25 protein-coding genes and 1 pseudogene are annotated in these 22,360 nt (G+C 45.7%); 14 read left to right on the forward strand and 12 right to left on the reverse strand.

Annotated elements, in window-relative coordinates:
- Nucleotides 1-66: 66 nt before the first annotated feature.
- Together QUA80_RS30000 and QUA80_RS30005 are read left to right on the forward strand one after the other, a co-directional pair.
- The gene (locus tag QUA80_RS30000; RefSeq protein ID WP_333428602.1) at nt 67-3,540 is read left to right on the forward strand and encodes a S8 family serine peptidase; all 3,474 of its coding nucleotides are present in this window, start codon (nt 67-69) and stop codon (nt 3,538-3,540) included.
- 277 nt (nt 3,541-3,817) lie between these two features.
- Nucleotides 3,818-4,090, forward strand: a complete 273-nt coding sequence (locus QUA80_RS30005) for a hypothetical protein (protein WP_333106319.1) — start codon at nt 3,818-3,820, stop codon at nt 4,088-4,090.
- Here QUA80_RS30005 and QUA80_RS30010 read toward each other — a convergent pair.
- Genes QUA80_RS30010 through QUA80_RS30020 form a run of 3 tightly spaced genes read right to left on the reverse strand, consistent with a single transcriptional unit; the run spans nt 4,084 to nt 4,828 of the window.
- Entirely contained in the window at nt 4,084-4,218 is a 135-nt protein-coding gene (locus QUA80_RS30010) for a hypothetical protein (RefSeq protein ID WP_333428603.1), read from the reverse strand. The two genes, QUA80_RS30005 and QUA80_RS30010, sit on opposite strands and share 7 nt — an antisense overlap.
- A 23-nt stretch (nt 4,219-4,241) precedes the next feature.
- Nucleotides 4,242-4,568: a type II toxin-antitoxin system RelE/ParE family toxin gene (locus tag QUA80_RS30015; protein ID WP_333428604.1), complete on the reverse strand. Its 327-nt coding sequence runs from the start codon at nt 4,566-4,568 to the stop codon at nt 4,242-4,244.
- Complete coding sequence (locus QUA80_RS30020; protein WP_333428605.1) at nt 4,565-4,828, reverse strand: type II toxin-antitoxin system ParD family antitoxin; 264 nt, start codon at nt 4,826-4,828, stop codon at nt 4,565-4,567. Before QUA80_RS30020 ends, QUA80_RS30015 begins: the two co-directional genes overlap by 4 nt.
- A 232-nt stretch (nt 4,829-5,060) precedes the next feature.
- Here QUA80_RS30020 and QUA80_RS30025 point away from each other — a divergent pair, with 232 nt between their 5' ends.
- Nucleotides 5,061-5,363 carry a PASTA domain-containing protein gene (locus tag QUA80_RS30025; RefSeq protein ID WP_333428606.1) on the forward strand — a complete coding sequence of 101 codons (303 nt, stop codon included), beginning with the start codon at nt 5,061-5,063 and terminating at the stop codon, nt 5,361-5,363.
- Nucleotides 5,360-5,761, forward strand: a complete 402-nt coding sequence (locus tag QUA80_RS30030; protein WP_333428607.1) for a hypothetical protein — start codon at nt 5,360-5,362, stop codon at nt 5,759-5,761. The genes QUA80_RS30025 and QUA80_RS30030 overlap by 4 nt, the downstream gene beginning before the upstream one ends.
- A gap of 17 nt (nt 5,762-5,778) precedes the next feature.
- On the opposite strand, the gene QUA80_RS30035 is transcribed toward QUA80_RS30030, so the two are convergent.
- Together QUA80_RS30035 and QUA80_RS30040 are read right to left on the reverse strand one after the other, a co-directional pair.
- Complete coding sequence (locus QUA80_RS30035) at nt 5,779-6,072, reverse strand: type II toxin-antitoxin system PemK/MazF family toxin (RefSeq protein ID WP_333428608.1); 294 nt, start codon at nt 6,070-6,072, stop codon at nt 5,779-5,781.
- Nucleotides 6,073-6,082: 10 nt separating this feature from the next.
- Nucleotides 6,083-6,292: a toxin-antitoxin system, antitoxin component, Xre family protein gene (locus tag QUA80_RS30040; protein ID WP_333428609.1), complete on the reverse strand. Its 210-nt coding sequence runs from the start codon at nt 6,290-6,292 to the stop codon at nt 6,083-6,085.
- A gap of 191 nt (nt 6,293-6,483) precedes the next feature.
- Here QUA80_RS30040 and QUA80_RS30045 point away from each other — a divergent pair, with 191 nt between their 5' ends.
- The 3 genes from QUA80_RS30045 (at nt 6,484) to QUA80_RS30055 (ending at nt 9,095) form a co-directional block, all read left to right on the forward strand.
- Nucleotides 6,484-6,981 (forward strand): TIGR00725 family protein, encoded by a 498-nt coding sequence (locus QUA80_RS30045; RefSeq protein WP_333428610.1) that lies wholly within the window; start codon nt 6,484-6,486, stop codon nt 6,979-6,981.
- 8 nt (nt 6,982-6,989) lie between these two features.
- Complete coding sequence (locus QUA80_RS30050; RefSeq protein ID WP_333428611.1) at nt 6,990-7,517, forward strand: hypothetical protein; 528 nt, start codon at nt 6,990-6,992, stop codon at nt 7,515-7,517.
- Nucleotides 7,518-7,805: 288 nt separating this feature from the next.
- Nucleotides 7,806-9,095 (forward strand): TPM domain-containing protein, encoded by a 1,290-nt coding sequence (locus QUA80_RS30055; RefSeq protein ID WP_333428612.1) that lies wholly within the window; start codon nt 7,806-7,808, stop codon nt 9,093-9,095.
- A gap of 110 nt (nt 9,096-9,205) precedes the next feature.
- On the opposite strand, the gene wecB is transcribed toward QUA80_RS30055, so the two are convergent.
- Nucleotides 9,206-10,318 (reverse strand): non-hydrolyzing UDP-N-acetylglucosamine 2-epimerase, encoded by a 1,113-nt coding sequence (wecB, locus tag QUA80_RS30060; protein WP_333428623.1) that lies wholly within the window; start codon nt 10,316-10,318, stop codon nt 9,206-9,208.
- 299 nt (nt 10,319-10,617) lie between these two features.
- Here wecB and QUA80_RS30065 point away from each other — a divergent pair, with 299 nt between their 5' ends.
- Entirely contained in the window at nt 10,618-11,187 is a 570-nt protein-coding gene (locus QUA80_RS30065; RefSeq protein WP_333428613.1) for a pseudouridine synthase, read from the forward strand.
- Nucleotides 11,188-11,306: 119 nt separating this feature from the next.
- On the opposite strand, the gene QUA80_RS30070 is transcribed toward QUA80_RS30065, so the two are convergent.
- Nucleotides 11,307-12,140 (reverse strand): hypothetical protein, encoded by an 834-nt coding sequence (locus QUA80_RS30070; RefSeq protein ID WP_333428614.1) that lies wholly within the window; start codon nt 12,138-12,140, stop codon nt 11,307-11,309.
- A gap of 196 nt (nt 12,141-12,336) precedes the next feature.
- On the opposite strand from QUA80_RS30070, the gene ctpB reads away from it, so the two are divergent.
- The 3 genes from ctpB to QUA80_RS30085 all read left to right on the forward strand — a co-directional run bounded on the left by ctpB (nt 12,337) and on the right by QUA80_RS30085 (nt 16,100).
- Entirely contained in the window at nt 12,337-13,656 is a 1,320-nt protein-coding gene (gene ctpB / locus QUA80_RS30075; protein ID WP_333428615.1) for a carboxyl-terminal processing protease CtpB, read from the forward strand.
- A 673-nt stretch (nt 13,657-14,329) separates the two neighbouring features.
- Nucleotides 14,330-15,223, forward strand: a complete 894-nt coding sequence (locus QUA80_RS30080) for an FkbM family methyltransferase (RefSeq protein ID WP_333428616.1) — start codon at nt 14,330-14,332, stop codon at nt 15,221-15,223.
- A gap of 124 nt (nt 15,224-15,347) precedes the next feature.
- On the forward strand, nt 15,348-16,100 hold the full coding sequence (locus tag QUA80_RS30085; RefSeq protein WP_333428617.1) for a cupin domain-containing protein: 753 nt from the start codon (nt 15,348-15,350) through the stop codon (nt 16,098-16,100).
- A 67-nt stretch (nt 16,101-16,167) separates the two neighbouring features.
- On the opposite strand, the pseudogene QUA80_RS30090 reads toward QUA80_RS30085, so the two are convergent.
- The 3 genes and pseudogenes from QUA80_RS30090 to QUA80_RS30100 form a co-directional block, all read right to left on the reverse strand.
- Nucleotides 16,168-17,472, reverse strand: a pseudogene (locus tag QUA80_RS30090) (Nramp family divalent metal transporter).
- 41 nt (nt 17,473-17,513) lie between these two features.
- The gene (locus QUA80_RS30095) at nt 17,514-17,639 is read right to left on the reverse strand and encodes a hypothetical protein (RefSeq protein ID WP_333428618.1); all 126 of its coding nucleotides are present in this window, start codon (nt 17,637-17,639) and stop codon (nt 17,514-17,516) included.
- 24 nt (nt 17,640-17,663) lie between these two features.
- Nucleotides 17,664-19,646: a heavy metal translocating P-type ATPase gene (locus QUA80_RS30100; RefSeq protein ID WP_333428619.1), complete on the reverse strand. Its 1,983-nt coding sequence runs from the start codon at nt 19,644-19,646 to the stop codon at nt 17,664-17,666.
- Between the two features lie 282 nt (nt 19,647-19,928).
- Between QUA80_RS30100 and QUA80_RS30105 the strand changes: the two genes are divergently transcribed.
- A complete protein-coding gene (locus QUA80_RS30105; RefSeq protein WP_333428620.1) occupies nt 19,929-20,111 on the forward strand; it encodes a hypothetical protein in 183 nt (60 codons plus the stop codon).
- Between the two features lie 117 nt (nt 20,112-20,228).
- Nucleotides 20,229-20,498 (forward strand): hypothetical protein, encoded by a 270-nt coding sequence (locus tag QUA80_RS30110; protein ID WP_333428621.1) that lies wholly within the window; start codon nt 20,229-20,231, stop codon nt 20,496-20,498.
- On the opposite strand, the gene QUA80_RS30115 is transcribed toward QUA80_RS30110, so the two are convergent.
- Together QUA80_RS30115 and QUA80_RS30120 are read right to left on the reverse strand one after the other, a co-directional pair.
- Entirely contained in the window at nt 20,472-20,906 is a 435-nt protein-coding gene (locus tag QUA80_RS30115; protein WP_333369167.1) for a VOC family protein, read from the reverse strand. The two genes, QUA80_RS30110 and QUA80_RS30115, sit on opposite strands and share 27 nt — an antisense overlap.
- A gap of 213 nt (nt 20,907-21,119) precedes the next feature.
- Nucleotides 21,120-21,629, reverse strand: a complete 510-nt coding sequence (locus QUA80_RS30120) for a TIGR02652 family protein (RefSeq protein ID WP_332957361.1) — start codon at nt 21,627-21,629, stop codon at nt 21,120-21,122.
- Between the two features lie 106 nt (nt 21,630-21,735).
- Here QUA80_RS30120 and QUA80_RS30125 point away from each other — a divergent pair, with 106 nt between their 5' ends.
- Nucleotides 21,736-22,281 carry a gamma carbonic anhydrase family protein gene (locus QUA80_RS30125; protein ID WP_333428622.1) on the forward strand — a complete coding sequence of 182 codons (546 nt, stop codon included), beginning with the start codon at nt 21,736-21,738 and terminating at the stop codon, nt 22,279-22,281.
- Nucleotides 22,282-22,360: the final 79 nt, after the last annotated feature.

The raw sequence follows: 22,360 nt of genomic DNA on the forward strand, positions 1-22,360 counted from the left end.
TCATTGGTTTTCTCACAGGATGGTCTTGGATCTTACATTCTTTATCTCTAGCACATCTTTAGAAAAATGGTATTAGTTTTCAATTTAACAGGTGCGACGGGCAAAGCACCGGCAATAGAGAAAGTTATCGATCCAAATAAGGATTGGACTAAACTTGAGGGCGGCAAGAAATTGATCGATTATGTCAAATCACAGCAGCCTGTGGCTGTCGCGCCTCCTGTGGAAACGCCACCGATTGAGACAAAACCGCCTGTGGCTGTCGCGCCTCCTGTGGAAACGCCACCTGTGGAGACAAAACCGCCTGTGGCTGTCGCGCCGCCTGTGGAAACGCCACCGATTGAGACAAAACCGCCTGTGGAAACGCCACCTGTGGAAACGCCGCCGATTGACACAAAACCGCCTGTGGCTGTTGCGCCGCCTGTGGAAACGCCACCTGTGGAGACAAAACCGCCTGTGGCTGTTGCGCCGCCTGTGGAAACGCCACCTGTGGAGACAAAACCGCCTGTGGAAACGCCACCTGTGGAAACGCCGCCTGTGGAGACAAAACCGCCTGTGGAAACGCCACCTGTGGAAACGCCACCGATTGAGACAAAACCACCTGTGGAGACAAAACCGCCTGTGGAGACAAAACCACCTGTGGAGACAAAACCACCTGTGGAGACAAAACCACCTGTGGCTGTAGCGCCACCGATTGAGACAGCGCCGCCTGTGGTAACACTGCCTGTAGCAACGCCACCTGTTGCGACAACGCCACCTGTTGCAACGCTGCCGATCGCCCCTCCAACACCACCCGTGCAACCGCCTACGATCGCCCCGGAACCGCCTCTAGTTGAACTTCCGATCGACGATCTGCCGCAGCCGATCGACCCCGAACCGTCGATTGAAACCGTATTACCGATTAGTTCGCCGCCAGAAAATCGCGCCTTTATCGGCATCATCGATACTGGGTTTGCGCCGAACAATCCCGATTTGGATTACTCTAAAGTGACTATGGGGCGCGATCGCATTGACAAAGACAGCAATCCTTTGTTTACGGCCGGCACTGGTAACGAACACGGCACATTTAGCTGGGGTTTAGTGAGTGCGATTCAAGGCAACGATCGAGGTATTGATGGCTACAACGATAAAGCGAATGTTTACCTAAGTCGGGCAATTGGTTCTGGGGAATGGGATTTAGCTTTAACTGATTTTGTGGGTGAAGCGAAAGCACAAAAGAAGAAGAATGCGATCGCACTTCTTCCCCTCGATTTAACTCAAAAGAATGCTGATGGAAGCATTACCACTCGTTACGAATTTACACCCAGAGAACGTGCTGCATTAGAAAATGCGCGTCAGAATGGAGTGCTGTTAGTTGTAGCGGCTGGGAATGACGGCGGTGTGATGTCGGTTTTGGGTCAGTCTTCCCAGGAGTTTGAGAATATTCTCACGGTTGGTTCGTCTGATGGATTTGGGCGATCGGATTATTCCAGCTACGGCTATGGTTTGGATATTTTAGTGCCCGGAGGTGCGATCGACAATCCGACTTTATCGACTGTTGGCGATGATTTAGGCACGATGGCGGGGACTTCTGCTGCTGCGGCGATTGTGGCGGGGATGGCGTCTAAAGTTTGGGAAAGTAATCCCGATTTGAATCCTACTCAAGTGATTGACGTTTTGACTGGAAGTGCGATCGATTTGAAGGAGCCCGGATGGGATGAAGAAACGGGTTTTGGGGTGGTGAATTTGAATAAAGCCGTGCAAGTGGCGAAGGAAACAGCGCCGCAAAGTTACACGCCTTCACCGTTTATTACGCCTAATACTTGGGATGGAGAAGGGAAAGTTACGCCAATGGAAAGGGCCGCGCAAGATTGGAGTCAGGTAAACACATCCGGGCGGACATTCTATCACGGTTGGCTCGATGATTCTAATCCATCAGATGTCTACACTTTTACTGTGAATCAACCGACTCCTTTGCAATTCGGTACTATCAATATAGGTAGTGCAACCCTGACGGGTAATGGTGTTTATTTGCAATCTGGCTCTCAACCTGCTAATGCAAATACATTACCAGGGGGTCAATTGCCAGCAGGTACTTATACTGTGACAGTTGATAAGGGCAGTCTCTCTAAGGTAGATTCATACACCTTGAAAATGAATTTTTACCCCAATGCTAATGGTAGCGAGCCATATGTAGAGGTAAATCTGCCACCAAAACAAACTCAGAATCCGCCAACAACTGGGTCAAATCTATTTCAGATAGTGGGAGAGATTGGCAAAGAATATCTCAAAATTGGTGGTGAAAGCCGGATGGGTAAACCACTTCAAAATCAGGTTGAACAGGCTAACGGCTTTATCAAACAGTTGTTTGAGAAGGGTTCTATGATTTGGAATGGTAGCAAAGTGGCTACTGTCGATTTTGGAGGGGTTCAGGCTTTCGACTCTTTCGTTAAGTCTGTGTCTTCTCCTGCACCAATTCCTAGCACTTACGTTGATACTTCAAAAAATTGGAAAGCAGAGGTTTACGATTGGGATCGAGGCAGTGAGTTAAAACCACCTGGAAAGCTAAGTGAGGCAACACCTCAATCGAAATTCCTTGGTGCTTTCGATTTAGGATCCAACAGCCAAAAAGGGCTAAAATTTGATTGGGGTAATGGTTCTCCCGCTGGTAATTCTCAGTTCCCCGCCGACAACTTCGTAATCAAGACCTACACCGACACGGACTTTGAGGCTAATAAAACCTACAACTTTAATGCCAGAGGTGATGACGGATTCCGGTTATTTGCCCGCCCTCTTGACAAGCCTGATGCGTGGGAATTAATCACTCCTATCACAGATACATCGATTAATCCAGATACTAGCGCTTGGTGGCAAGAGCATTACGGCAACCCTCCTAAAGAGTACGAATTCAAATCCAAAGAGAGCGGTAAGTATCGTGTTGTTGCCCTTTTCTACGATCGAGATTCAAATGCTGACTTTGACCTTTCTTGGAAGCAGGTTCCAGAACAAACGATTGGTTTTCCAAAAATTCCAGATTACACTTACAAGGATGCTGACTACTTGAATGCGTTATATCAAGACAAGATAGCTAATGAATTTAGTCGCAAGGTTCATCCGGGTAATACTCCAGCATTTGACTCTGATGACGCCGCTCCCGATGGCAAGGATCTCGATCACGGAGTGTACGCCTTAGTTGGCGGAGAAGTTATCGAAGCGAAAAATGGTAAAGAGGATTCTAACAAGTGGTGGGGGTTTAATGGGACGATTGCTATCTTCAATCAAGAACTGAATAAAACATTCATCTATTGGCATTTGGCTGAGGGATCAATTAATGAGAGTTTGAAAGGTAAAAGTATTAAAGCAGGTTCCCCAATTGGAACCGAAGGTAATACTGGTTCAAGTTACGGAAATCACACTCATTTAGAAGTGCATGAAGGTAGATCATACGTTGATATGTCAAATCCTTCCGCTCCTAAATCTCCGGCTAATAGTGGTCGGCTTAAGATAGAACCTGTGTTTCAAAATGCAGTAAGGAAGGGACTTGTAAAACTATATCAACAATAGCGATGGTTTGAAAAATCACGGGTAGGCAACAATAGAGAAGGAACGCGATCGCCCTTTCTTAGCCAGATTCAGAAGGGATCTCGCCCATAATTCATCCAACGATCGATCGCCCTTCTTGCATCCGCGTTAATCAGCGTCCATCTGCGGTTTAAAAAGAGCGATCGCCCTTTCTAATAATTCAGAAGGGCGATCGCCCGTTTTACGATCGAAAGAGCGATCGCCCCGCTCTCATTTGCTATAATCTCAAGTAGTATCTCATTTACCAACAGCCATCGACATGACGGATGAAGAGCTGAAGCAACTAATAGAAAGCAACGCTAGGGCAACTCAAGCTATGTTAGATAACATGGCAGAAGCAAGACTCGAACGACAGGAACTTCGAGAAGGAATGGTACAACTACAAAATGCTGTCGTGCAATTGATTAACGTTCAGTCAGGAATTGCTAACTTACTTACTTCTCTAGATGAAGATCGTCCAACTGTTCTGAGAAAGCTAACCACAATTGAAAACAAACTGGATCGACTTCTAGGACAAGAAAATGCTCAGTAAGTAAAAGAGCGAGATTCTTTAGTCAAGAAGATCGATCGCCCTTCTTGCATCCGCGTTAATCTGCGTCCATCTGCGGTAAAAAAGAGCGATCGCCCTTCTAATAATTCAGAAGGGCGATCGATCTTCAACTGCCCACCTCAAGAGTAAAGATTTACTCATTCTCATCAACATTATCAAAGATATCTTCGATGTCCCGTGCCCCGTGAATCACGCGCAAAATTTCCACCTCTGAGTCTATGAGACGGTAGAAAATCAGATATCTTCTAAAACCTTTAATAGCTTGTTGTCGCACATCGATTAAATTAGGATGAGAAAATTGACAGCGTTTTCCCATTTTTGGGATTTGGGCCAATTGTTTAAAGGTTTCTTCCGCCGCGACAAGAAAGCGATCGGAAGCATCCATATTATCTTCCGCCAGGTAAGTGGCTAATTCAATCAAGTCACGGATAACTTGCGGACGTTTTTGGAGCGAGGTCATTTTTCTCCCTGCAACCCCTGATTCTGGGAAATACGCGATCGCACAGCTTGACGAATCTCCATCCAATTTTCCTCCGTCATCGCCGTAGGATTTCCCGATTCCAAACCCTCTAATAACATCGCTTCCAAACGTTCTGAAGCTTTGCGTTTTTGGTCTTGGCGAATTAACTCACGGAAATACTCGCTAGCTGTACCATAACCACCTTGGGCTACCTGTTCTTCTATATAAGTTCGCATTGAGTCAGGTAGAGAAATATTCATGCTTGTCACTGGTATTACTTACCTCATTTAACTCGTTATCTTATTATGGCAGATTTTGCCATTTTTTGTCAAGCCTCACACAACCTGTAATTTTGTAATAAGAAATTGGGAAGATAGATCGCCCTCGATCGACCAGACTCAAAAAGGATCTCGCTCATCATTCATCAAAAGAGCGATCGCCCGTTTTATAATCAAAATGGCGATCGCTCAAAATCTTTCCCATTCACAACCAATGAATCCAGCCGCACAACAACTTCCAGATTTGACAGGACAAACCTTATCAGAAGCGATCGCCATACTGGAAAGTTACGGCTTCCAATTTCAAACTAGCACAAAAGGTGGCTATCAAACCTTTGAACATCCAGACGGCAGTATCATTCATATTAGACCAAATGGTGAAATAGTCCGTACAGGGCCTCATATACGCGGGACGGAGGGCAAAACTTACCGTCGTAGATACAATAGAGATGGAAATCAAATAAAATTTGAACCAGGGGCTAAGACACATAATACCGGAGAAAAAGTGATTCTATGACAACCGCGATCGCACTCAACCTCAAAACCTTTTTAGAAGACTTAAAAAGTGCCGATTTAGTAGGAGTTTCACTCCGCCCTCAAAAACTTGGCTTGCGTTTAGACTTCACCTTTGGGCCCGAAGTGGGAGATGTAGCCATCGAGTTCGATCGCATTCTTCACCTAGTGATTTCTCGCCCCATCAATTCCGACGATGAAAATTACTGTTTTTGGGTAGGAGAAGTAGAACTCAGAAAGCTTGAAGAAAATGCTGAAACTTTCTTGTCTTCCCTGTCCTATCCTTTCAATTTTCCGGCTAATTTAGATTTATCTGCTTTGAGTCATTTTCGGTTGGAAGGGGATATTTTTATTGAAATCATTTGCGAACACTATAAGATTTTTCAGGAAGTTAAAAATTAATGTCTATTTTTTAAGCTTTATGAATCAAAAGAGCGAGATCCCTTATCTTGAAGCCTTCCCAATTTTTTGAGGATCTGTTTTTTTTCAATTTTCGTAATAACAGGCTTAATCATAGAAGCTTTTAAAAGCCCAGCCCCTCGCCAATCTGTTATGACAACATCACAGACTTTCGGGCTACTGCTAACTTGGCTAGTTATACCCATCAAAATGCGGTCGGGATATTCTGCATTATAAACGTCACAACTAATCACAACTGCTGGACGTTTTTTATGGGTAGTTTGATCTGTAAAAGGAAACGGAACTAAAACCACATCACCAAAATTATAACTCGTTATACTCCGCGTCCTCTGGGTTATCCCAAATTTTAGCAAAAGCTGCTTCTGAGAGTTTAGTCGCAGCAGAAACGAGCTGACGAGCTTCACTTCGCGTTAATAGGAAGTCGATAAAATCTTCTAATACCGTGATTTTATCGGGCGGTAAACTGCGGATTTTTTCCATCAGCTTTGTTTCAGGGTTTTGGGCGACACTCATGTTAGATATCACTTTCTTATTGACGAAATAGCACTCAGAGTAAGTGCTACAAATAAATATAACATGGGGAGGGCGGGTTTGGCAGCAGCAGTAAACTCGCTCCTATTATAGACTGTAGCTCAACCTGATCCTACTATTTATGAGTGGAGATTATTGTTGTTTGGCGATGACCTACTTGTTCACCGAAAACTATGAAAAAAATCATCATTGGCATCATGGGCCCTGGCGAAAGTGCCACATCAACCGACTTAGAAAACGCCTATCAACTCGGACAACTCATCGCTGAAGCAGGATGGATATTGCTAACTGGCGGTAGAAATGTCGGCGTCATGGATGCCGCCAACAAGGGAGCAAAATCAGCTAACGGTTTAACAGTCGGCATCCTTCCGGGGAATGACACTCGCGGCATTTCTGAAGCTGTAGATATTGCGATCGTCACCGATATGGGAAACGCCAGAAATAATATTAACATTCTTTCTTCAGATGTAATAATTGCCTGCGGTATGGGGACGGGCACGGCTTCGGAAATCGCCCTCGCTCTCAAAGCTAACAAACAAGTTATATTGTTAAATCACAGCGCCGAAAGTCAAGTTTTTTTTAAAGGTTTAGCACAATTTAACATCTTTGTGGTAAACAATGCTGTAGAGGCTATGAATCAAGCTCGCGAAATCCTAGCAAATTCAAGATGAAATCCAAGATGAGAGTAAGCAAATTCAACTTTTGTGCGATCGGCATTTTCCTGACTTTGGGGATTTTCGTCACTACCAAAGCAGACGGAAGAATTGCACAGTTTAGTTTCAGCAACAAACCCACTCAAAAATTAGCACAAATCCTCCCTCCGCCGCCTCCTCCCCCTGCCAAATTGCCAGTTACCGAACAAGAAGCGCCACCTATTCGCAGTGAATCCGTGCCCGATCAAATAGCTTTAGCAACCCATTTGCAGACCCTCAAAGCTAGAATGTACGGTGCTTACTGGTGTCCTCACTGTCACACGCAACAAGAACTTTTTGGCAAAGAAGCATTTACCGCAATTACTTACATAGAGTGCGATCCTAGAGGCAAAGATGCTCAACCGGATTTATGCAAAGCTGCCAACATTAAAGCTTATCCAACTTGGGAAATTCGGGGGAAATATTACACGGGCCGGCAATCTTTGGAAAAACTGGCTATTTTATCCGGTTATAAAGGCAGCAGCAATTTTGGGCCACAACTTCCCTCTCCTTAAAAATATCTAAATTCGTTCGCACTCGCACTCGCCCACTAAGAAACTGGGTTTTTGAACCGAGATTGATGGTTTTCAGCAATTATTTTGGTTAAAAACCCGGTTTCTCGCCACCCTTGCGTCCAGGATTATAAATGTAAAGTGCTTATGGGGTGTCTAAAATTATGATTTTTCTGAATCCAATTTCTGAATAATCTGAATTGACATGACAGTGAGCTGGTTATTTAATGGTAATTAGGCGGACAGATAGATGTCTATTTCAGATTAGCAGTTATTCAGGAGACTGAAGCAATGCAGTTACAAGTTAGCAACAAACAAATAATCTGGAGCAGTTTGCTGTGCTTTTCGGCAATTGCATTTCCCCTAACGAGCCAAGCTATCACAGTACAAGAAGTACCGAATCCCCGCCAAGTAAATAACACTTGGGTAACGGACAAAGCAAACATTCTCAGCGACAGCACCGAAACTCAGCTCAATCAAATGATTTCGGATTTAGAGGCAAAAAACGGCTCAGAAATCGCTGTTGTAACAGTTCCTGATACTAAGCCATCGGCGACACCAAAAGCATTTGCTACAGAATTATTTAACTTTTGGGGAATTGGCAAAAAAGGTAAAAATAACGGAGTTTTATTGTTGATTTCGTCTGGAGAACGCCGCGTTCAAATTGAAACAGGTTCTGGCATTCAAAGCATTCTGCCGGATGCGAAGGTAGTGGGTATTATTCAAACCGAAATTACGCCCCCATTTAAACAGCAGGACTTTGACGGCGGTACATTAGCGGGGACAAAGGCGTTAGTAAATGTTTTACAAACTCCGATTGTAAATGCTCAATCTCAAACCACGCTGCCTTTCGCTCCAATCGTACCATCTCAAGGGGTGAAACCGTCACCAATACCTAGTCAATCGCCAGTTATTAGCAATAGTACATCCACAGGTGAAGATTCATCGAATTTAATCTATGGCTTACTTGGGTTGTTATTCATAGCATTCATAGCATTTATATCTTGTTTCATTATCTTGAGGATATTTCGCAGCTTATTTTCTCGGATATCTCGTTCCCGCCACCGCCCTTATCCGCGCAATTACAGCAGTCACAATCGCAATTACGGCAGTCACAATCGCTATTACAGCAGTCACAATCGCTATTACAGCAGTCACAGTCCCAATTACAGCAGTCACAGCGTCGATTACAGTAGCACTAGCGACTACAGCAGTAACAGTAGTAGCGATGATTGCGGTGGCTACTACAGCAGTAATAGCAGCGACTACAGTATTAGCAACAGCGACTGCGGGGGTAGCTTTGGCGGTGGCAACTCCAGCGGTGGCGGTGCCGGTGCCGATTACAGCAGCATTAGCAGTAGTGACTGCGGAGGTAGCTTTGGCGGTGGCAACTCCACCGGTGGGGGTGCGGGTGCCGATTACAGCAGCAGTAGCGACTACAGCAGTAGCGACTACAGCAGTAGCGACTACAGCAGTAGCAGTAGCAGCGACTACAGCAGTAGCAGTAGCAGTAGCGACTACAGCAGTAGCAGTAGCAGTAGCGACTATAGCAGTAGTGGGGGTGGCGGTGGGGATTGGTAATTCGGGAATGGAGGCATAAACCGAGTTTTTTTAACAGGAATTAGTCCCCCTCTGCGGGGACGCAAGTTTGTTTAGTGGCGGTTTCAACCGCCCCACTCGCAAGGGGGTAGCTAACTAAAATACTCTTCAACTATTTTCAAAATCCGCGAGGCTGCCAAACCGTCACCAAAGGGATTAATTGCCATTGCCATTGCGTTGTATGCTTCGGAATCGCTCAGCAATTCTGCCGCTGCTGTGAAAATTGTATCAGAATTCGTACCGACAAGTTTAGCGGTGCCTGCGGAAATTGCTTCTGGTCTTTCGGTGGTTTCTCGCAATACTAAAACTGGCTTGCCCAAACTAGGTGCTTCCTCTTGCAAGCCACCGGAATCTGTTAAAATTAAATGACTTCTCTGAATCGCTCCGACTAATTTTGCGTAATCTAAAGGTTCAGTTAAAAAGACTCTTGGATGGTCGCCCAAAAGAGCTTTTAAAGGTTCTCTGACTGTAGGATTTCGGTGTAGAGGTAAGAGCAAGGCTGTATCGGGAAATTTATCTAAGATTTGGAGAAATGCGCGAGCAATTCCTGCTAAAGGTTCTCCCCAATTTTCGCGGCGGTGAACTGTGGCTAAGATAGTGCGATATTTGCTCCAATCTAAGTTAGGAATGTCGCATTTTGGTTCGCGTTTGGCGACAGAAAGCAAAGCATCGATTACTGTGTTGCCTGTACGGTGAATTTCTCCCAAAACGCCCGATCGCCCTAAATTCTCCGCAGCCAGCTCTGTTGGGGCAAAATGCAGCCTTGTGAGCTGAGATATCAACCGTCGGTTAGCCTCTTCGGGGTAAGGATTGAACACGTCGTCTGTCCGCAATCCGGCTTCTACGTGACCTACGGGTATTTTCTGGTAAAATGCAGCTAAAGCAGCGGCAAACGCTGTCGTTGTATCGCCTTGAACTAACACGATCGCGGGCTGCAATTCTTTAAACAATGCTTCCAAACCCTGCAAACTCCGGGATGTAATATCCGTCAAGGTTTGCTGGTGCTGCATAATTGCTAAATCCCGATCGGCTTTGAGATCGAACATTCGCATTACTTGCTCGACCATTTCTCGGTGCTGACCGGTTAAAATTACTTGGGTGTCAAAGGTTGGCGAACTTTTGAACAGTTGAATTACTGGAGCTAGTTTAATCGCTTCCGGGCGAGTTCCTAAAACGATGCAAATGCGGTGAGTGGCTGCGGGCATGGTAAAATTAGGTGTAAGTTTATTCATATTGCCGTGTTGGTGGGGGCGGGTTTTGGAGGTTGTGGGTTTTAGGCAATTATTGTCGGTGAAACCTGCCCTTACATCGCTCTGCCGCCCAAGTGGGGGCGGGTTTTGGAGGTTGTGGGTTTTAGGCAATTATTGTCGGTGAAACCTGCCCCTACCTATATCTGCCGTGTTCGTGGGGGCGGGTTTTGGAGATGGTCGGTTTTAGGCAATTATTGTCGGTGAAACCCGCCCCTACAGGATGATTGATATTAGTACATTTTTGTTGATTGCTTATGCCCTATCGCTACATTCTATTTTACAAACCTTATGATGTTTTAACTCAATTTACTGACAACTCCAGCGAAACTAAACGCAGCACTCTCAAAGACTATATTCCTATTCCTAACATTTATGCAGTAGGAAGACTCGATCGCGATAGTGAAGGTTTGTTGCTGCTAACCGATGACGGACAAATGCAGCACCGCCTCAGTGACCCTTCATTCGCTCATCCCCGCACTTACTGGGTGCAAGTTGAACGAATTCCCGATGCAAATGCGATCGCCGCTTTGCAGACAGGTGTCACAATTCAAGATTATCGGACTCGATCGGCAAAAGTGCAATTATTGTTAGAAGAACCACCTTTGCCGCCCCGCGAACCGCCGATTAGATTTCGCAAAAACGTGCCGACAGCTTGGCTGGAAATGACCCTCACAGAAGGCCGCAACCGCCAAGTGCGCCGGATGACCGCAGCAGTAGGGTTTCCGACGCTGCGGCTGGTCAGGTGCGCGATCGGGCATTTGCGTCTCGAAGGTCTCAAACCCGGTGAATGGCGCGAACTAACTCAAGCTGATTTTAGATTTTAGATTTTAGATTTTAGATTGGGGAATTACTGTCAACCATCTTGAGTGTTAGGAGATTCTTGATAGCTGAAACTATTACTGTGGCTGCATTTCCCTTCTTCATTCTTCCTTCTTGCTTCTGCTTACTTGCTCGGCGGCAAAATAAAACTCTCCTTTCCATCCTTATCTTTTTGCACCTGAGCTCCCAACTTGACAAGAGCTTGTTTCGCCCTTTGACGCACCAACTTATCAGTTGTTTGATAATAAACCGTACTCCAAGCAGTAAACCGCACCGGCACGCTATCGGGATCTCGGCGCAAATACTCAGCAGTTGCTCGAAACATCGGCGCCAATTTCGACCATTCCGGGTTTCCTTCCACCCAATCAGCGGCCATTTCGTGGGAGCGAATTGACTCGGGAATATCTCCCAACAGCAGCAACTCATCAAGACCTTTAGTTCGCCACACTATCCACGATTGGGAATGAATTTGCGGCGAAAGGGAAAGGGCGCTAGTACCCCTCTCAATCAACTCAACAGCAGTTTCAGGCTTTCCCTGATAAAAAGAAATAGCTGTGGAAAGAAACAGGTAGATGTCAGCCCACTTCGGGTCGCGCCGCGTAACTATGTCAAAATAATCTTGGCTCAGATTGTAGCCCGTCACATCTCGGGCTTCGTCGTCGCCAAAATACTGCAAAAATTTGAGAAATGTCCAATCTGCAATTAAATTATCAAACCCAAAACTAGGGAGATTTTTGAGCATTCTCAGCCGCAGGGCTTCTTGCTGCGCTTCTTGCTTGAAACTGGCAGCAGACATTGCAGAGAGGGACTTTTGCCCCTGAACGCGAACAGGGGACATTCCGCCCAACTGCCCGCTAGACTGCATGGCGACGACCCCCGCCAGCGCTGCTAGACCGATAATTCCATTAACGAGCAGGCTCAACCACTTACGCGAAAATTGTTCGATTTTAGCTTCCACGGCACTTTATAAATCCAAGTTTTAAATTAAGTTTATTGAAAGAGAGTAATAATTGGTTGGCGATCGACAATGAATCTCGTTAAACTGTCCAAAGGGATGGTGGAGCCTCCACACAATAGTTTAAGTAGTAGTTTGAGATTTTTTAGCAATATAAAATCTCAAATCAAAAATCTAAAATCGAATTGAGCCAAATTCAATGAATCAAGCCCGCAGACGCTTTTCTAAGTTACAGGCAGCCCTGTTCAGTGGGGCGATGGCAACAACCGCTTCGATATCTTTACTCGTTCCCGGCCTGAGTCAATCAGTCCGCGCCGAGCTTCAAGATAGCCCCAAAGCTGTCTTAGACGAAGCTTGGCAAATTGTGAACCGAGAGTATGTTGATGGCAGCTTTAACAAGACTGACTGGCAAGTAACCCGCCAAGAATTGCTCAGCAAAAATTATACCTCTCGCGAAGCTGCCTACACCGCCCTCCGCAAAGCCCTAGAGAAATTAAACGACCCCTACACGCGCTTCATGGACCCGAAGCAGTACGAAGCGCTGACGAATCAGACATCCGGGGAACTGACAGGGGTGGGGATGAGGCTGGAAGAAAACGAGAAAACCAAAGCGATTACGGTAGTCGAACCGATGGAAAATTCCCCGGCCCTGAAGGCAGGGATTCAAGCGGGCGATACGATTTTGGTGATTGACGGCAAAGCTACCAAAGGCATGACTGTCTCGGATGCGGCTCAGATAATTCGGGGCGCTGAAGGCACGAAAGTCACGCTGCGGATTGCTCGCGAGGGCAAAAGCGAGTTTGATATCACTCTGACTAGGGCGAGAATTGAGGTAGCAGCGGTTCGCTACAGCCTCAAGAAAGAAGGCGGTCAGAATGTCGGTTACATCCGCTTGCAAGAGTTTAGTTCCCACGCAGGGGAACAAATGCAGGCGGCGATTAAAAATCTCTCGGATCAGAAAGCTGACGCTTTTGTGTTGGATTTGCGGGGGAATCCCGGCGGCTTGCTGCGAGTGAGCATTGATATCGCTCGAATGTGGATGGATACGGGGGCGATCGTCCGCACAGTCGATCGCGCGGGCGATTCTCAGGAAATGCGCGCCAACCGCACTGCAATCACTGACAAGCCTTTAGTGGTGCTCGTGGACGATAACTCTGCCAGCGCCAGCGAGATTTTGGCCGGTGCTCTGAAGGACAACAAGCGCGCAACAGTGATGGGCGGCCAAACTTTTGGCAAAGCTTTGGTGCAGTCGGTGCATTCTTTGGCTGACGGTTCGGGATTGGCGGTGACGATCGCTCACTACTATACTCCCAACGGTACGGATATCAGCCACAAGGGGGTTACTCCCGATATTAAGGTCGAAGTCACCGACGAACAAAAGCTGAAATTAGCTAACAAACCGACGTTGGTTGCAACTAAGGACGATCCTTGCTACGCGCAGGCGATCGCACTTTTGCGAACTACCGCTTCGTCTCCCCGTCCCGTTGCTGGTAATGAGGCTCTTGTTCCTCAGAAGTAGTTGAAACCGTAAGTTATTAACAATTAGCTTTAAGATGAAACCCGCACCGGCGGGTTTTGTTTTTATGGATTAGTTCTTGGTGATTGATTGTGATTGCCAAATGACTACTGATATCAAATCCGGTAGCGTCGGAATTAATATTACTCACAGCTTTCTAGACCGCGAGAGCAAGAGTGTCCCTACCGCGATTAATTGTAGGGACACTCTTGCTCTCGCGGTGTCCTCATAATTCCGCTGCAACCGGAAACTATATGAAGCCGATGTTATCGTCTCATCGGCCTCTCTCGATACCGCTAAGCCTCAAGCTTCCGATTTCTTGCGATCGAACCCGATCGGGTTTGACAATCAAGCATCTAGGATACAAGCCCCCGGATTCATCCGTCCAGAAATAAAAAACCTGTATCCGATAAAGGAGTCCCCGACTCGATCCGTGGGGTCAATGCTTCAATTCTTTAATCTAAAATCTAAAATCGCGCAATCGATTGACACGACCCACAAGACTCGTATCTGTTGCCAGACGAGAGATATCTGGACTTGGCTCTCCCCGGACTTCTGGAAGAGCCTCAGCCGATTGCTGACAACTGACGGTCGATCGCTATTGATAGGATTGCTATATGCGCGACTTTGATGTTTAATGGCTAAAGCCAACTATTCGATCGGGTAAAGCGACGCAATGTTTCAAGAATTACTGTCGGAAATTGCCATTTTCAAAGAAACTAATTTTGTTCTAGTTGATATCGGTGCATCAGGCGAACCTCACCGCATCTGGCAGGAAATTGCTCCGTTTTCCTACTACATCGGCTTCGATCCAGATTCTAGGGAATTGAATGAGGAAAATTCTTGGAATTTCCAAAAATTTACCATTGTCAAAAAAATCGTAACCGATGATTCCTCTAGTCAGGTCAAATTTTTCCTAACTTCCTATCCCTTCTGTTCGAGTACGCTTCAACCCAACGAAAATTCCCAGCAGTATAGCTTTACAGAAACATTTGACGTTGAGAGCCGTGTGGAATTACCTGCAACACGGTTGGATGAAGTCATTGGAGAGCTGAAAGTTCATGGAATTGATTGGTTAAAACTCGATTCTCAAGGTCGGGATTTAGATATATTTGTGAGTATCGATAAATCGGTCAGAGATCGGATGTTAGCGATCGATGTCGAACCGGGAATTATAGCTTTCTATAACGGAGAAAACACGTTCGATCGAGTTCATAAGGCTTTAATAGAGGAAGGTTTTTGGCTGTCGAGTCTCAACTTTCAGAGTTTTCCTAGGGTGATGCAGAGTACGCGGAAAGCCCTCTCCAGTCAACTCGACCAGCAACAGATCGAACGATTGCCGGGGAGTCCGACAGCCGCTGAAGCCAGATATTTCAGAACCCTAGAACACCTCAAATTAGTTGAGGCTAGTTTGCGCGACTACGTGAGTCTTTGGGCTTTTGCGCTCTTGGATGGCAAGGTGGGTTTTGCCTTGGATATCGCCTTACACATCTCAGACTCCTGTGGCACAGATCCTGTGGGCGGTATATTGCTAGATAAAACGATCGAACTGGCTAAACAGTATAAATAGGGAACAGCGAATAGGAAATAGGGAATAGGCGATCGTCAGCTAGCAAATAGGACACAATTTATTTATACTGGCTATAGAAACCAGCTTATACACAATCAAGAATTCATCTTAAATTTCAAGAATTATGTCTTCTCAACTTGAGTGGCAACCTCAACCAATTCACAACGACGTATCCAGTCGAGCCGCAGTCTTGCAGTCATCGCTAACCTGGTATCAGACATCTTTTACGGGCATCTGGTTTGGTGCCTTTGAGTCCGACGATAACGTTCAAGATCATCCCGTCACCATGCTGACTCGCTTCGATCCGGGTGGCTTTTTCCCGCTGCACGGACACGCCGGTGGAGAAGAAATTTTGGTACTCCAGGGCAACTTCGCTGATGAAACCGGTGTGTATCCCCCAGGATCTTATATGCTCAATCCCGAAGGGTTTATCCATCGCCCTTATAGCGATGAAGGTTGCCTGACATTTGTTAAATTACGGCAACATGGTGGAACCACTCGCCAGCGGGTGAAAACGAATATTTACGAGTTGTCCTGGCAGCCCGGTATTATTCCCCAAATTGAAGTAAAGCCACTTTACGAGCAAGAGGGTTTTCCTGAAAAAGTTTGGGTGGAACGCTGGCAACCCGGTACGGCCTTGTCGAATGTAGTTGAATCTGAGGTTAAAGAAATCTTTGTCATCGAAGGTACTTGGAGTGATGAGTTAGGAGATTACCCAACTGGTAGTTGGCTGCGGTATTCACCCAATTCTCCCTATAGTCCGTCGTCGGCAACTGGTTGTCTGGTTTATGTGAAGACTTATCCTCTAAATTCAACGCGATTTATTGTTGGAAAAGACTTCCGACAGCCTTTTGAGACAACTGAGTCTGGTGGCTAAGGATTCACAGTGTAAATTGTTAGACAAAACTTCCCCCTTGCGGGGGCTGGACTATAATTGCCAATTGCTAGAAAAGAGTTTGCAATAGCAGCCAACTATTTAATCCTACTATAATACTAGCCACGAACCAAGCTACTGCTTTGAGCCAAAATGGATTCACAAACTCTCCCATTAAGCGGCGGTTTGAGGTAAACATTACCAAGGGAATTACTGCAAAGGGTAATTGCAAACTGAGAATCACTTGACTGAAAACCAGTAAATTAGTTGTACTACCTTCCCCAAACAAGATAATTACGACCAAAGCCGGCACAATTGCAATCAGTCGAGTCAGCAAGCGCCGCAACCAAGGTCGCAGTCGAAAATTTAGAAACCCTTCCATCACAATCTGTCCTGCTAAAGTTGCAGTTAAGGTTGAGTTCTGCCCCGAAGCCAATCAAGCCAAGGCAAAAATTGCACTAGCATAACCCACACCCAGCACCGGAGAAAGCAGTTTGTAAGCATCTTGAATTTCTGCTACTTCTTGATAGCCGGAAAAGTGAAAGTTGGCGGCAGACAAAATCAGAATAGCTGAATTAATAAACAAAGCTATTGACAGCGCTACGGTAGAATCAATTGTGCCAAATTTAATTGCTTCCCATTTTTTATCAGCAGTTTCTTGCCAAGCGCGAGTTTGCACGATCGACGAATGCAAGTAAAGATTGTGCGGCATCACAGTTGCCCCTAAAATACCAACCGCAATATAAAGCATTCCCTGATTTTGCAAAATCTCTAGTTTCGGAACATAACCGAGTAAAACTCCTCCGGCATCTGGTTTTGCAAAAATTATTTCTGCAATAAAACAACCGCCAATAATTGCAATAATCGTAATTACCAAAGCTTCGATATAAGGAAAGCCTTTCCCTTGTAAAAATAACACCATTATCACATCTAGCGCAGTAATGCACACTCCCAAAACTAAGGGAATGCCAAATAGCAATTGCAGTCCGATCGCACTTCCAACAAGTTCAGCTAAATCGCAAGCAGAAATAGCAATTTCACAAAGTATCCACAGCAAAAAACTGACTCGCGGACTGAAATAATCTCGACAAGCTTGTGCCAAATCTCGTCCCGTTGCCACTCCCAACCGCACGCAGAGTGATTGCAGCAAAATTGCCATCAAATTAGATAGCAAAATCACACTTAATAGCCCATAGCCAAACTTTGCTCCCCCTGCCAAGTCAGTCGCCCAGTTTCCGGGGTCCATGTAACCGACTGAAACCAAATATCCAGGCCCTGCGTAGGCCAGCATTTTACGCCAGAAACCTTTGCTGTTGGGAACGGGGATGCTGCGGTGAACCTCTCGAAGGCTGGGTTTGTTCTCCGAATGAGTCATTTGTTTTACGATTCAATTCTTTTCATATTTTTTTCAAATTCTCACAAAGGTAGCGGAATGTCATCAGTCGGATCGAAATCCGGCAGAGTCACCGTATATATTAAGTTGTGTATATTTTGAGTTGAACCGAGATGCGCGCGATCGACTAAGATTAGGTCGATCGGCAAAAATCACCCTGGTCTGCGAATACTCTATTTCAAAACTCTAGTCGCATTGAAAATAGCTGCTAAAGCCACCCCAACATCGGCAAAAACAGCTTCCCACATTGTTGCTAAACCAAAAGCACCCAAACCAATAAATATCGCTTTAATTGACAGCGCAAAAATGATATTTTGCCAGACAATATTGTGAGTTTTCCGGGCAATTTGAATGGCTTGGGCCACCTTTGACGGTGCATCTGCCATAATCACAACATCAGCAGTTTCGATCGCCGCATCCGAACCCAAACCCCCCATCGCTATGCCCACATCAGCTCTCGCAAGCACTGGTGCATCATTAATTCCATCCCCCACAAAGACAATTTTATCGCCTTTTTTAGATTGACCGATCAGTTTTTCGATCGCCTCTACTTTTCCTTCGGGTAATAACTCAGCTAAATAGGAATCTAAACCGAGCTTTTTCGCAACACTATCGGCGACAGCTTGATTATCTCCTGTGAGCATCACGATTCGCTCAACACCTAATTTTTTGAGGTCGCCAATAGCCTGTACTGCGTCTTCCTTAAGCTCGTCAGCAATTAAAATGTAGCCAGCGTAGCGGTTGTCTACCGCTAAATGCACGATCGTACCTTCAGCATTGCAGACATCGCGAGCAATGTTTTCTCGGTGCAGCAAACGGTCATTTCCCGCAAGCACAATTTGATTATTTAATTTTGCTCGGATGCCGTTTCCCGCTATTTCTTCGTAATCTTTCACATCCGACGAATCTATTTTTCCGCCGTAAGCTTCCAGAATAGATTTCGCGACAGGGTGATTGGATTGAGATTCTACTTTAGCCGCTATTGCCATCAACTCTGTTGGGGAAAAACCATTTGCAGGCACAATTTGTGCTACTTTAAAAACTCCTTTGGTCAGAGTTCCTGTTTTGTCCAAAACAACTGTCTTGACTGCTGTCAGGGTATCTAAAAAAGTCGAGCCTTTAACCAAAATACCGCGCTTGGCTGCACCGCCGATTCCCCCAAAGTATCCCAGAGGAATGCTAATCACCAATCCGCAAGGACAGGAAATAACTAACAAGACAAGGGCGCGGTAAACCCATAAAAAGCGATCGGCATTAGTTGCTCCTGAAATGAACAAAGGCGGAATTAAAGCCACTGCTAGCGATGCAAATACTACAAAAGGCGTGTAGTAACTGGCAAATTTGCTGATAAATTTCTCAGTTTCAGCTTTTTTGCTTCTGGCATTTTCTACTAATTCCAGAATTCGGGAGATTGAAGATTCACCGAAGACTTTGGTAACTTTGACGGTGAGAACTCCTGTCTGGTTAATTGTTCCTGCTAAAACTGTTTCTCCAACTTTCACGGTTCGAGGTACTGATTCTCCAGTTAGTGCAGATGTGTCAATCTGAGAGTTGCCGTCGATAATTTCACCGTCTAAGGGGATTTTTTCTCCCGGTTTGACAAGGATGATATCGCCGACGGCTACGGTTTCTGGCGAAACTTTTTTGATGTCGCCATTTGCTTTGAGGTTGGCATAATCTGGGCGAATTTCTAAAAGCGATTTGATCGATTGACGCGATCGCCCTACGGCAAATTCTTGAAAAAGTTCTCCGATTTTGAAAAACAACATCACCCCGACTGCTTCCGGGAGTTTGTGAATGGCGACAGCGCCGAGTGTTGCTACAGTCATTAAGAAATTTTCATCAAACACTCGACCTCGCAGAATGTTGCGACCCGCACTGGTTAAAACATTCCATCCGCTTAAAAGATAGGCTGGGATGAAAACCAGATATTCACCTATAGAATAGGGCGTGTTGTGGAGTTTTTCTTCAAAAATTAAACCGCCGACAAATAGTACAACAACCGATATCACAGGAATCAATTCTTGATTCAGGTTAAAATCTCCGTGGCCGTGGTCGTGGTTGTGGTCGTGTTCGTGGTTATGATTCTCATGGCTGCGATCGCGGTGGTCCTCGTGACTACAGCAGCCGGAATCGCTCGACTTGGCTTTTTGCATCGTTTTTCCTGGGTTTATCCTAACGTCTTATCGTATGAAGAGATATTCATATTATATGGTAAAAAATAAAATCTAGTATATTTTGAGTTAAAAATCTAGCTATTTTTTGGAAAAATCTTGTTAAGTTGGTAGGAACGTTACTAGGGATTAAGAGTAATAACTATTCTCAGTTGCTGAAGTTGACACCAATGGTTGAAGGCATATTCACTCTCTGATTTCTATATCGAACCGAGAAAGTTGTGATGTGTAAAACTAGATTATGTTGTACTGCCCAAAACAGTTATGTCATCAGACATCGTTCTCATAGGCCCGATTGGTGCTGGCAAATCTACTGTCGCTGAGCTTTTAGCCGATCGCGTCGGTCTTCCACAATGGTCAATGGATGAACTACGATGGGACTACTATCAGGAAATTGGTTATGATGAAGAACTCGCAAAACAAAAACGAGAATCCGAGGGATTGTGAGGAATTTACCAATACTGGAAATCCTTTGAAGCCTATGCAGTAGAGAGATTGCTATCGGGACACAAACATTGTGTTATCGATTTTGGTGCTGGTCACTCTGTATATGAAGAAACTGCTTTGTTTCAAAGGGTTGAACGAGTTCTAGATCCTTATCCAAATGTAATTCTTTTACTTCCATCTGCTGATTTAGATGAGTCGGTGCAGATTCTGAACGATCGTAATGAATATGTACCCGATGGCAATCTAAATATCAACGAACATTTTGTCAGACATCCTTCAAATCATCAGTTGGCAAAATTTACCATATACACGAAGGCGAAGACAGCGGAGGAAACTTGCAATGAAATTTTGAGCCTAAGACTAATTAAGCAGCCGGATAAACTCTAAAGGCAAACCGTCTGTATCGGCAATAAAAGCTACTTCGTAAACATTTTGCCCGATCGCCTGTTGAGTCGGTTCTAATAAAACTTTCAAAGCTTGAAACTGGTTTGGCTGGTCTTTAGCAGCTTCCTCAAACCTTTCTTTCAAAGACTGCAACCAGCTAGGTAAGTCAGTTGTCGCCTCAGTTAAATCGAAAGATAAATGATAATATCCAACATAATGCTCGTCTCCGAAAGCATCCGGTGCGGGTTTGGGTTCCGGGATTTGAATTAGTTCGATGCGTCCGTTGAGACCTTCCATCCAACAGGCTAGGGTGTAACCTGTGGTAAAGCGATCGCTCACAGTAAATCCCAACTGTTCGTAAAAGGCGATCGCCCGGTGAATGTTAGCAGTGCGAATCGAGGCGTGGTGCATTCGATTTTAGATTTTAGATTTTAGATTTTAGATTGGGGAATTGGGAATTGGGAATTGGGAATTGGTTGCTATCGCCAAAACATTCTAAAAAACCTAGGACAAATGACAACCAATAAATAACTAATAACTAATAACTAATAGACCTCTCCCATAATTATTGTGGAACAGGCATCTTGCCTGTTCAAAACCGTTTTTTTGGGAGATGTCTAATAACTATTCAAACAACCGAAAATAAGGATATCTAATCGGAACTCCCGGCTCTTTTTCCAAATCAAAATTAATCACTTCCCAGCAAGGGTCTTCTTGAGGATCGGGGCTAAAATCCACAGGCAAACCGTACAACCTCGGCCGCGGCGATTCCGACTGGCCGCGCCAAGGCGTGCTGCGTTCCAAATAAGCGCTGATTAAGTCGCGATAGCGTTGGGCAACGATCACGCGAGTTGCTCGGTAGCCTTGAGTATAAAGTCGATCGAGCGCTTCGTGAATTTCAAACCGAATCCCGTCCGGGTGCGTGTGCTGGCGATACCATTCACCCTCCCAGCGGCGCCAGTGCCGCCCAGACTGAAGGTGAACCAGTTCCCCCGTTTTTGGATCTGCCTCAAATGCCCCGTGACGCGGACACAAATAGGTATCCGTGAGCGTTAGAGCCGGAATTGTTTGGCGACAGTGGGGACACTGAATTTCCGGGCCAAACATCGGGTATTGCAAGGCAACTTCAATCATTTATTTGCGTCCCAGCATATTTTCTCTGCAAAAGTGCCAAATACTTTTATTATATCCCGTATCAACAACCAGCTAATCTGCTAGAAGTATAACGATCGACCAACAAATGAGCAATCTCAACGAACCTATACCTGCACTTCCTTCCTATTGGCCCAGGCCAGATCTATCCCAAGCTGCTTTTGTCGCTGAAGGCGCTGTTGTCATCGGCAGGGTAGAGGTGGCAGCGGGCGCTAGTATCTGGTACGGGGCGGTGGTGCGGGCGGATGTAGAGCGAATTGCGATCGGCTCAAGTACCAATATCCAAGATGGAGCAATTCTGCACGGCAATCCCGGGAAACCGACGGTTTTGGAAGATTTCGTGACAGTCGGACACCGAGCCGTGATTCACTCAGCTTACATTGAACGGGGCTGCCTGATCGGGATTGGGGCGATCGTCCTGGACGGAGTGAGGGTGGGCAGAGGCTCTATCGTCGGTGCAGGGGCGGTTGTCACCAAGGACGTTCCCCCTCATACCCTAGTTGCGGGAGTGCCTGCCAAACGCCTGCGGGATGTCTCTGAGGAGGAAGCTGCAGAGTTGGTGGAGCACGCTAAGCGTTACGAAAAGTTGGCTTTGGTTCACGCGGGGAAAGGTTCTGATTTGGGATTTCATTAGTTGTTGACACTCCCTGTGCTGAAGCAGCAGGGATTCTAAAGAAACTACCAAAAGGTAATTCTTGAAGGCGCTGTCAAAA

The sequence above is a fragment of the Microcoleus sp. F4-D5 genome (genome assembly GCF_036704885.1).
Taxonomy (GTDB): Bacteria; Cyanobacteriota; Cyanobacteriia; order Cyanobacteriales; family Microcoleaceae; genus Microcoleus.